Annotated in this window: 9 protein-coding genes; 2 read left to right on the forward strand and 7 right to left on the reverse strand. The window is 59.3% G+C overall.

All coding sequences use genetic code 11. The features are described 5' to 3' along the window. Positions 1-21 precede the first annotated feature (21 nt). Entirely contained in the window at positions 22-735 is a 714-nt protein-coding gene (locus tag RM96_RS14470) for a haloacid dehalogenase type II (protein ID WP_039011502.1), read from the reverse strand. Positions 736-770: 35 nt separating this feature from the next. Further along, complete coding sequence (gene gabT, locus RM96_RS14475) at positions 771-2066, reverse strand: 4-aminobutyrate--2-oxoglutarate transaminase (RefSeq protein ID WP_039011504.1); 1296 nt, start codon at positions 2064-2066, stop codon at positions 771-773. 528 nt (positions 2067-2594) lie between these two features. Between gabT and RM96_RS14480 the strand changes: the two genes are divergently transcribed. Continuing rightward, entirely contained in the window at positions 2595-3896 is a 1302-nt protein-coding gene (locus RM96_RS14480; RefSeq protein WP_039011507.1) for an MFS transporter, read from the forward strand. 18 nt (positions 3897-3914) lie between these two features. Next, positions 3915-5057, forward strand: coding sequence for a branched-chain amino acid ABC transporter substrate-binding protein (locus RM96_RS14485; protein ID WP_039011514.1), 1143 nt, complete (start codon positions 3915-3917; stop codon positions 5055-5057). 527 nt (positions 5058-5584) lie between these two features. On the opposite strand, the gene RM96_RS14490 is transcribed toward RM96_RS14485, so the two are convergent. The 5 genes from RM96_RS14490 to RM96_RS14510 all read right to left on the reverse strand — a co-directional run. Continuing rightward, on the reverse strand, positions 5585-6598 hold the full coding sequence (locus RM96_RS14490) for a CobW family GTP-binding protein (protein ID WP_052279512.1): 1014 nt from the start codon (positions 6596-6598) through the stop codon (positions 5585-5587). Continuing rightward, positions 6598-8208: an amidohydrolase family protein gene (locus tag RM96_RS14495; RefSeq protein ID WP_039011508.1), complete on the reverse strand. Its 1611-nt coding sequence runs from the start codon at positions 8206-8208 to the stop codon at positions 6598-6600. Before RM96_RS14495 ends, RM96_RS14490 begins: the two co-directional genes overlap by 1 nt. Positions 8209-8235: 27 nt before the next feature. Then, on the reverse strand, positions 8236-9198 hold the full coding sequence (locus tag RM96_RS14500) for a DMT family transporter (protein ID WP_193752458.1): 963 nt from the start codon (positions 9196-9198) through the stop codon (positions 8236-8238). After that, a complete protein-coding gene (locus RM96_RS38615; protein WP_152624110.1) occupies positions 9195-9815 on the reverse strand; it encodes a hypothetical protein in 621 nt (206 codons plus the stop codon). Before RM96_RS38615 ends, RM96_RS14500 begins: the two co-directional genes overlap by 4 nt. Before the next feature lie 803 nt (positions 9816-10618). After that, on the reverse strand, positions 10619-11071 hold a 453-nt coding region (locus RM96_RS14510), incomplete at its 5' end, for an NAD(P)-dependent oxidoreductase (RefSeq protein WP_039011517.1).

Below are 11071 nucleotides of genomic sequence, written 5' to 3' on the forward strand. Positions count from 1 at the left end.
CGCCCGACATGCGACCCTGTACTAGTGCTTCAGTATCGCGTCGGCAAATGAACGCATGTCCTCGAAGGCAGCGTCCGGCACCGCATTCGCCTTGGGGACCGCCCCAAAGCCCGGCTTGCCTTTGCGGCGGTCAATCCAGACTGTCTGCAAGCCGAGCGCCTGCGCGGGGACGTGGTCATGGAAGAAGCTCTGGGCAACATGCAGAATCTGTGCGCGTGGCACGCGTACGCGGCCAAGCGCAACGTGAAAGTTGTTAAGCGAAGGCTTGTAGCTTCGCGCCTGTTCAGCGGTAATTACGTAATCGAACTCGACTCCCAGCCGCTTCTTCGATAGCGCGAAGGACTCGTCGTCGCCATTGGTGATGACGGCGAGCTGAAAGCGCTTTTGCAACGCAACGAGGGCATCATGCGAATCTGGGAATGCTGGCCAGTCTCCCGCCGAGTGCGAGAACGACTCGAGTTCGGCCTCTTCTGGGGAAAAGCCAAGATCGGCCGCGATCCGCCTCAGCGTCTCCTCAAGGATCTCCCGATAGGTCATATAGGGACCAGCCTCCAGCGCGGCTTCATGCCATGCGTAGCGCTCAAGGATTTCATCCTCGCTCAGCACATGGCCGTGGTCACGGAGAATGCCTCCCAAGGCTTCGGAGATGCCCCGCTCCCAGTCGATCAGCGTGCCATAAATATCGAGCGTCAACACCGTCTTGCCTGCAAACCTTGCTGCGAAATCGCTGTCCATTTTGTCCTTCGCTGTGGGCGGGGCTATAACCTCAGTCAATACGCTGCGCGCGCCTTCTCGATTGCCTTGGCCAGGATCGCCAGCGCTTCATGCGCTTCGTTCTTGGAAGTCGTCAGCGGAGCAAGCAGGCGCACAATGTTGCGGTGCACACCACACTTGATGACAAGCAATCCACCATCGCGGCATGCATCGATGACGCGCTGCGCAAATCCGGCGTCCGGCTGCTTCGAATCCCGGTCCTTGACAAATTCGAGTGCCAGCATCGCGCCGACACCTCGAATAGTACCAATCTCAGTGAAGCGCTCAGCCAGCGCCTCGAGTCCATCACGCAGCACGGCGGCCAGTTGGTTGGCTTGCTCCAGCAGCCCCTCGTTCTGGAAGAGGTCCAGCACCGCCAGCGCGGCGGCACAGGCTAGCGGATTGCCTGCGTAAGTGCCGCCAAGCCCACCCGGCTCGGGCGCGTCCATGATCTGGGCCCGGCCAACCACACCGGACAATGGCAGGCCGCCAGCCAAGCTCTTCGCCACCGTCACCAGGTCCGGCTTGATGCCAGCTTGCTGGAATGCAAACAGTTCACCGGTTCGGCCGAAGCCAGTCTGGATTTCGTCGGCAATGAGGACAATCCCGTGCCGGGTAGCCAGCTCGCGCAGCTTCTGCAGGAACTCCGGACCAGCGGCGAGAAAGCCTCCGTCGCCCTGGACGAGCTCGATGATGATTGCCGCGACGCGCTCCGGTGCAATCTGCGTCGCGAAGAGGTCTTCCAATGCTTGCAGGGCATCCTCGGACGAGAAACCCCGATAAGGATCGGGATACGGCGTGTGATACACGTCGCCGGCGAACGGCCCGAAATTCTGCTTGTACGGCGCGCTCATGCCGGTCAGCGTCATGCCCATCAGCGTTCTGCCGTGAAACCCACCGCGGAATGCAATGACCCCGGGGGCGTTACGATAGGCGCGCGCAATCTTGATGGCGTTCTCAACCGCCTCGGCGCCCGTCGTCAGGAAGATGGTCTTATACGCCTCGTCGCCACCAACCAGGAGATTCAGACGGGCTGCCAGTTCCACATAGACGTCGTAGGCAGCCACCTGGAAGGCAGCGTGACTGACACGCTCAAGCTGCCGTTTGACTGCAGCAACGATTCGAGGATGGTTATGGCCAACATTCAGGACGCCGATGCCGCCCACAAAATCAAGATACCGACGGCCGTCGGCATCCCACACATGCGAACCTTCTGCACGTTCGACAAAGATCGGATGCGCCGTCACCACGCCACGCGGTACGTGACGGTTGCGTGCCTCTGCAAGTTCCTTGTGTTTGCTCTCCACTACCATTTTTCTGTCCTGTCGTCTGCTGTGTATTCCCATGGCCGGTTCCGACCGCCGTGCCCATGCGAAACATCGGGCATTGGGATATTAGGATCGCGAACCATAGGCGGACTACCTACTTTGCATAGAAGAAAGAAGACAAAAAATTCTACTTTGGCTACCTCGCACCAACGCGGCCCCCTGACGCGAAAGGCCACGCACAACATTTGGGCCTCATAAGCCTTTGCGAGCTCTCCCGGTTGGTTTTTACCCGCCCTGGGTCATACCTCTGGATCCCTTTGTGGACAAGCCTCACCACCGTCTTACGAACGGCAAGGCATCCAGCAAAGCATTGCCATCATGTTATGCACCGGATAAGGGCATTCCTACGAGCCAACGGAGAGTGGGCCACGGACTTCCTGCAGAAGGTAGATAGGAAAGGTAGTCCGAGTGCGATTGAATGAGTTCTAGCTCAATGCGATGAGCGAGGAACAGCAGATCGGGACAAGCATCGATCCGCAGACAATCACACTGGCCATACAAAGGAGGACGGAAATGGAGATCGCGGCAACACTGACCGCTTCGCATGACGAGACAAAGCGGAGGCGGCGAGCAATCATCGCCACGATTCTTGGAAACGGGTTCGAGTGGTTCGATTTCATGGTGTATGGCTTCTTTGCCATCACAATTGGCCAGCTATTCTTTCCCACGGGTAACGAGCTCACTTCACTTCTGCTGTCGGTGGCTACCTTCGGAGTCGGATTCGTCGTCCGGCCCATCGGCGGCATCCTCATTGGCATGTATTCGGATCGCGTTGGCCGAAAGGCAGCCTTGTCCTTGACCATTGTATTGATGGCGGGAGGCACGGCGCTTATTGGCATCGCGCCAACTTACGAGCAGATTGGCATCGCGGCACCGATTCTGATCATCTTTGCGCGCCTGATGCAAGGCTTCTCGGCCGGCGGCGAGATGGGAAGTGCGACCGCCTTCTTGACTGAGCACGCGCCTGCAGACAAGAAAGGCTATTACGCGAGCTGGATCCAAAGCAGTATCGGCTTTGCTGTCGTACTCGGCGCGGCGGCTGGCACGGTGCTCACCCTGTGGCTAACACCCGAAGAAGTGAAGGCTTGGGGCTGGCGCATCCCATTCCTGCTCGGCATCCTGATTGGGCCGATTGGCTTCTATATCCGGAGCAAAGTGGACGAAACGCCTGCATTCCTAGCAACCAAGGAGAAGGTCAAGAAGCCATTCTCGGAAGTCCTGACGAACTTCCCGCGTGAGACGCTGACCACGTTCTCGATGGTCATTCTGTGGACTGTATGTATCTATGTCCTGTTGTTCTACATGCCGACTTACGCAGTGAAGACGCTCAAGATGCCGCAATCCATGTCGTTCATTGCGGGTGTCATAGGCGGCTCCATCATCACGGTACTCTCCCCGTTCGTCGGTGCCTGGTCCGACCGCATCGGCCGCCGCAAGATCCTGGCGTTCAGCTCCGCCGGCATCCTTCTGCTGGCCTACCCGATGTTTGCGCTTGTGGTTTCGTCGCCGACCCAAACGAGCCTGATCGTGTTCCAGTCCGTATTCGGCATCCTCATCGCAGGTTATACCGGACCGATTCTGGCAGCCTTCTCTGAGATCTTCCCGACCAGGATTCTGTCGACGGGACTTTCCGTTGCGTACAACGTCGCAGTCATGACCTTCGGTGGCTTCGCATCGCTGATCTTGACCTGGCTGATTGCCACGACTGGCAGCGCCATGGCACCTGCACTGTACGTCATTATCGCGGCAGCCATCAGCTTTCTCGGCGTTACCCTGGGTTTCCGGGACCGCCAAGCCATGCGGGCTCAAAAATAATCCATGCAAATCTACAACATGACGAAGCATCGTTTGTACTCGGCCGCCTTCGCGGCGGCCGCGCTTGTCGGCAGTTCGGTCGCCATCGCGCAGGTTCAGGACGTCAAGCTGGGATTCGCTGCGCCCATGACCGGCAACCAAGCGCAGTATGGCAAGGACATGCAGAACGGCGTCACACTCGCCGTAGAGGATTTCAACGCGACTCGGCCGCGAATTGGCGGCCGCGAGGTACGCTTTTCTCTGGTCCCTGAGGACGACCAGGCAGACCCCAAGGCAGGATCCGTTGTGGCGCAAAAGTTGGTGGATGGCGGCATCAAAGGAATGTTGGGCCATTTCAACTCCGGCACCAGCATCCCTGCGTCGGCTGTATATAGCCGAGCGGGCATTCCGCAGATTGCCATGGCGACTGCTCCAGAGTACACACGGCAAGGCTTCAAGACGACATTCCGCATGATGACGTCCGACACGCAGCAAGGCAGCATCGTCGGACACTATGTTGTCACCAAGCTTGGACTGAAGCGCATCGCCATTGTGGATGACCGCACAGCGTATGGTCAGGGCCTCGCCGACGAGTTTGAGAAAGCGGCAAAGGCTGCCGGCGCGACCATCGTGCGCCGCGAGTACACCAATGACAAAGCTGTCGACTTCAAGGCCGTACTCACCACCCTGAAACGTCACTCTCCAGAGCTGATTTTCTATGGTGGCGCGGAAGCCCAGTCCGCCCCAATGGCAAAGCAGTTGCGTGAGCTCGGTATGAAGTCCGTTCTGGTGTCCGGCGAAATGTCAAAGACCGATAACTTCATCAAGTTGGCCGGCTCAGCAGCCGAAGGGGCACTCTGTTCGCTTGCGGGTCTACCGCTCGAACAAATGCCCGGCGGACCGAGCTACAAGCAACGTTATGAGAAGCGCTTTGGCGGTGCCGTCCAAACGTATTCTCCGTATGCGTATGACGGTGCCATGGCAATGATGAAAGCGATGGTGCAAGCAAACTCCTTTGAGCCAGGGAAGTACTTACCCGCCCTGGCTGCCACTTCCATGGCCGGAGTGACATCGAAACTAATCGCCTATGATGCCCGGGGGGATCTTAAGGAGGGTGGGATCACTATCTACAAGGTAGTCGGTGGAAAGTGGGAACCGGTTGAGAGTCTGTCGGGACGCTAGCGGACAGAAATAGCAAGTGCTCAAGCATTGCCGGACGATTATCGTCCGGCATTTTTTTGCTCTGTTTGGTACACGCCGGATGCGTGCTGGCTAAGCACGCAAAACCCATGTCGCGTTGTTGCGCTTGAGTACGAGGACTGCCGAAGGCCTTAAAGCCTCAGTCGAAGCACTAACCTCGGAACGTCGCGCCTGCGCGAATGCCTCGCGGCCAAGACTTTGCACCTTGCCGGTACGAACGGCTTCAATTGTATCGCCAGCAAACACCAGCGGGATCTGGTACAGGAGGACAGACGGCGGGAACGAAGCGAGCATCTTCTCCGCCAATAACCCCGTCTCGTCCTCGATTTCGCCCCGGGGACATCAACATTGGACTAGGTCTGTTGAGGGGTCGACGCGTGCGCGCATGCCGGGCACGAGTGCCGATTTTGAACTTCGCGGCAGCGCCGCGTCAGCGGCGCAGGTACAAGGAAGTGCAGAACGAATGCTTGAGACCGGCCAACGAGACGGCCTTGCAACCTCCCGCTGGGCTAATCAGGTCGGGCGAGGCGAAACGAGCCGCCAGTCCCAGGAGACCGGAGCATGGAATATCTGGCGCCCGGCAGATGGGGCGCCATACCTTCGATTTCTGCAAGGATCGTGTCGCGCGAGATGACCACAAGGCTCGACACGCTCTCAAGCCCGGGGATGCGGCGAGGCGTATCAAAGTGCTGGCCCACGCCTTGAATGAGTATGGATTCGTCACAGCCATCCAACGACACAAGTCCTTTGACCCGCAGGAGTCTTGTGTCGAGATACCCCGCCAGGTTTTCCAGCCACGCGGCAAGAGTCGTCCATTCGAGCTTCGCGTCCCATTGGATCGCGAATACGCTAACGCGCGGATGACCGGCGCCCTTCAGATCCAGGAGACGTTCAGGACGACCAGGAGCAGGGACGCCGGTGTTATCTGTGGCAAAACTGACCCTGGCCCGCTCGCGACGATCGCGCTCGACGATTTGGGTGGCCATTGGCCCCATTTCCTGCGCAAACGCCAAGGCTTCCGATACCTGCTCCGCCGACGCGAGGTCCATGCGCGTCAAGACGATGGTATGTGCCGCGCACAACTGCGCGGCGGTCAAGGCGAAGTCGTCGCTCCCGACGATCTGATCGCTGGCATAGGTGGTGATGACCCGCACTCGCATGCCTAGGGCTGCAAGCGGGCTCAGGCTCCTTAGCACGCCACCGGGCTCAGACAGCCCGCTACACTCAAGAATGACTTTGGTAAATGGCGCGCCGCCGTTGCGCGCGCGCTCCGATATCAAAGCCTCGATTGTGTAAGGCAGGTCGTTTGTCAGGGTGCAGCAGACGCATCCATTGCTAAGGGTCGCCATCGGTACCCCACTCTGGACAGCGATCAAAGCGCCATCGATGTTGACTTGGCCTACATCGTTGACGATGACCGCGACCCGTCCGTCGTCCGCATCAGACAGCAGATCAGAAAGAAGCGTCGTCTTTCCGCTACCCAGGAATCCCGACAAAACGAAGAAGTCGGCAGGAACCTGCATCACTGCTCCGGGCGATCAGCCTTTGCCTGCAAAACCATGGCCTCGACATCCTCAAGCAATGCCTTTGTGTCGAAAACAACGCCGTCCTTGATCGTGTAGCGCAAACATCGCTGCCACACGCCACGCTGTGTGGCCTCGTCAAGCCGCAGGGCGCCAGTACCATACAACAGCTTGAAGTCATCCAGTGGATTGCTATCGTGAATCAGCAGATCCGCCCGCTTGCCGACTTCCACTGAGCCAGTTTCCTCCTCGATACCCAGGACGGCCGCACCGTGACTTGTCGCGGCGCGCAACACCTCGAGCGGCGTGAATCCCGCTTCCTGCAAGAGCTCGAGTTCGCGCACGAAGCCAAAGCCATAGACCTGGTACATGAAGCCAGAATCGCTGCCAGCACAGACGCGCCCCCCGAGATTCTTGTAGTCCCGCAGAAATTGCATCCAGATGCGGAACGTCTCGCGCCATTCAACTTCGTTCTGTGTGCTCCACCGGTACCAGTAGGAGCCGTGCCCGCCGCGATGCGGCTCGAAGTACCGCATCAGATTCGGGTCGGTATAGCGATCATGCCAGTCAGCGCGCCGCGTGCGCATCAGGTCCCGGTTGGCGTCGTAGACGTTCAGCGTCGGCACAAAGGTATGTCCCGCTTCCAGGAAGGCGTCCAGCACCTCGTTCCACTTGGCGCTGCCCGGCTGTGCTGCCTGCAAGAACGTAGTTCCGGCGGTGGAGAACCTCAGATATTCGTCGTTGTAGTGATAGCCGGTGGGGAAGGACTGAATCGCCCGGTCATCGAACAAGGCCTCCGCAAGGCCATAAAAATGCTCCGAACTGGTGAGGCCCCATTTCGCTGTCGTCAACGCGTTCATTCGACTGACGGCTAGCGTCGCATGATGGCAGCAGGTCCGCAGGTCCACCCGTTTCGCCTCGTCCAGGGCGGCTTCCATCACCGCAGGCGGCGCACCGAAGAACTTGACGCCGTCAGCGCCTTTCTCGGCCAACTGCCGAATCCATTCTCGCGCCGCCGCAGGCGTATGGATCGTCTTCAGATAGTCATTGATTGCCGGGAAGTACGCATACGCGTAGAGGTTCGGTGCCGCAATCGCATGCGAGGCGGACGCCCGCTTCTGTTGCAGCGTCCATGCCAGTCCGTTGAAGCAACCCGCTTCACGGACAGTCGTCACGCCATGCGCGAGCCAGAGCTTATAGACATAGTCTGCCGTCGGCATCTCTCCACTGGCTGCGTGAAAAGGCGCGCCGACGTGGACGTGGCTATCCACGAAGCCGGGGGTGACAAATTTCCCCTCGCAGTCAATATCCGCATCTCCTGGAGGAGGACGGCGTTCCGGTCGGATCGCCAAACCGGGACAGCCTACGCTGACAATATCGGCAATGCGGTTTCCCTCCACGACGATGTCGACCAGCCCCCACGGCGGAGCTCCGGTACCGTCAACCAGCGTCGCACCCCGCAGGACCAATCTGCCGTAGGGCCCTTCCCCACGATCCCGACCGGCTGCTGCGGTGACGCCGGGAAGCTTGTATTTGGCGAATCCGGCAACGATCTCCTCTCCGATTTCGATGGGGCCTGCTTCGGTACCGGCCTTCGATTCCTTGTCCATTCGATGCACTTCCTAGATGAGTGAATATCAGTTTGTCCGGTTCCCTTGCCTGGCGCGATTGCCCACAGCCACCGCCAGTGTCACGAGCACGGCACCGGCGATCGTGGCGGCATTTAAGCCACGCCCAAGGAACAAGCTGACAAACAACGTGGACGCCACGGGTACCGCGTAGGCCAGGACAGCGATCTCGTGGGGATTTCCCTTCTTCATCGCATGGTCCCACAGATAGAATGCGCCCCCCAGCGGTCCCAGTGCGAGGTATGCAAGCGTCATCCACTGCTCCAGACTAGGCGACTGCAGCATATTCGCCATGCCAAGCGAAGCCTTCGACGGATCAAACTGGATAACAACGAAAGCTACGAGCGAAGCAATGCCAGCCAGCAAGCAATAGAGCGACACGGTCGCGGTAGGAACCTCTGGATAGCGCCGCGACCACACGGAGTAATAGGCCCAGATGGCGGCCGACAAGAGCGCCAGGCCGAATCCGACCCATGCCGAGCTGCTGATTGATGTGACAGGCCCCAGGCAAGCGGCAGCGCCGATGAACCCGAGCGCTCCGGCCCACAAATGTTTTCGCATCAATCTGTGTCCACGCAACATTAGCGGCGACAGCAGAATGATGAATATCGGCCAGAGATAGTGGAGGAGATTTGCTGCGACCGGATCAGCGGTTTTCAAGCTCAGGAAATATAGTGCGTGGTATCCCAGCATTGCGAGGGTTCCGACCAGCACAGGCCGCAGCTTCAGCTTCCCCCAGGCCACCCAGGGCAATCCGACCAGCCCGCCACCCGCCAGGCCGACTCCCGTCGTAAGCAAGGGAGAAAGGTCCGAAATACTCACGACGGATACTGCAAGGGTGCTCCAAATCAAGAGAGCACATGCGGCAAATGCCATGGCTGCCCGTTTTTTTGGTGCTCCACTGCATTCAATAACGATGTCATGGCCTTCGCCGCTGCCACGCTGGAGCTCAATGGCCGCTTCCGGACTCATGCTGCCGCGTCCCCCGCCATGATGAACACCGCGGCAGCCGAAGGCACCAGTTTTTGCACTGCAGCGACCGCCTCGGCGTCGACCGCTTCTTGCCCGCATAGGAAAGCAAATGCCCCCACGGTTTGGCGACACACGACTACCGGCAGGTTAATGAGGGTGCGTGTTCCCAACGAACGGAGCAGCGCATGATCAGGGAAGTAGCGCGCCAATGCAGCATCGCCGGACGCAATCAACACTTTCTGTTGTTGCAGCACATGGCTGGCCCATTCACTGCCACCGAGGTGCTTCCAGCCGCCCACAGGGTACGCCCTGGGTACCGTGGAAAAGATCCTTCGGACATCGCCTCCGGTACCGGCCTTGCCCTCACCGGCTGCGGGCACTTTGGCTACAAGCGCGGTCAGATGGACGAAAGGCAGGACTTCGCCAGCGATCTTTCCCCATGCTGCGAGTGCTGACTGCACCGAGTCCGCATTTCGAATCGCGCTTGCAGCCGTGTCAACTCGGGTAGCGGCTGCTCCGCTTGCTTCGTATGAAGACGTGCCGAGACTGCCTTGTCCTCGGGCCGCAGTTGCCAACGAGCCCAATGCTGCAGCGGAAATGAACAGACGACGATTCATGGCTTGCCTCCTCATGGTGTTGTGCGCTTGAGGATAGGCTCGCCTTCTGATCATCTCATCCGACGAAACGTAGGAATTAAACCCAAGACTCTTGTGGGGAGGGTAGGAAGCTCATAGACGTGCAGCGCAACGCACAAGGCCTGCCGCCAACGGGAGTTGTGACTGTCCTACTAGAACTCGTCTGACTTTTCGTGTGAATCCTTCGATGCGAGCCAACGGCTGGCACCGTAGTATCTGAGCGCAGTCTTTTCACCGGAAAGCCTGGTAAGCGCACGGTCTCGGGTAGGCGTCTCGACCGTGAATCTTGGTGACCTGGCGGCCTTGTCTTGGTGTAGGCGGGCCGCCAGCCTTTGTTCCCGATGCCAGAGGTTTAGCGCCATGAAGTCAGCGCGAACCACCCTTTGCACTACAGACAACCCGCTCAAGAATCAGCACAACACAAGAGTCTGCCTGGCGTAGCCAAATTGCGCTGCGGCTATCTCTGTGGGACAGGTTCCATGCGGACTGTGGGCCGCAGTCGAGTTCCATTGATGTCTGCAATGGCCTCATACCGGCCTTCCTAGCCAGGGCTGGTGAATGACCTATAAAGGGTCGGTCAGAGACGGTCGCAGGCCACCGTCAGTTACTGCCCGACCTGGGATCCCGCCTGCGCGGCCTGATCCGCGACAGCTACGCCGACTTCGGCCAGACGCTGGCCTGCGCGAAGCTGCGCGAGCGGCAAGACACCAGGATTTCGCCAGCCTTCGTGTGCCGGATCATATACATGCCAGACGGTTGCGCGGCTGATGCAGCAATCCCCGGTGCTACGCGACGGCGCCCGCCTGGCGATCGAGCCAGTTGACGATATTCGAGACCGTGTCCTGATAGAACGTGTGATAGAGCCCCTCTGTCACATAGCCGATATGCGGCGTAGCCAGAACGTTTGGCAAGACGCGGAACGGATGATCGGGCGGCAGCGGCTCATGGTCATAGACGTCGATCGCCGCGCCGGCTATCGCACCGCGGCTGAGCACATCGACCAGATCCTTCTCCACGACGATGGGCCCGCGCGAAGTGTTAACCAGCCGCGCGGTTGGCTTCATGAGCGCAAGCTCCGCTGCGCCAATCAGGCCACGCGTGCGCTGGCTGAGAATCAAGTGAATCGACACGATATCGGCCGACGAGAACAACGCTTCCTTGGATACGCACTGCACGCCGTGTGCGGCCGCCTTTTCGGGCGTCAGGTTCTGGCTCCATGCCTGCACCTGCATGCCGAA

This window comes from Cupriavidus sp. IDO (assembly GCF_000812465.1).
Taxonomy (GTDB): domain Bacteria; phylum Pseudomonadota; class Gammaproteobacteria; order Burkholderiales; family Burkholderiaceae; genus Cupriavidus.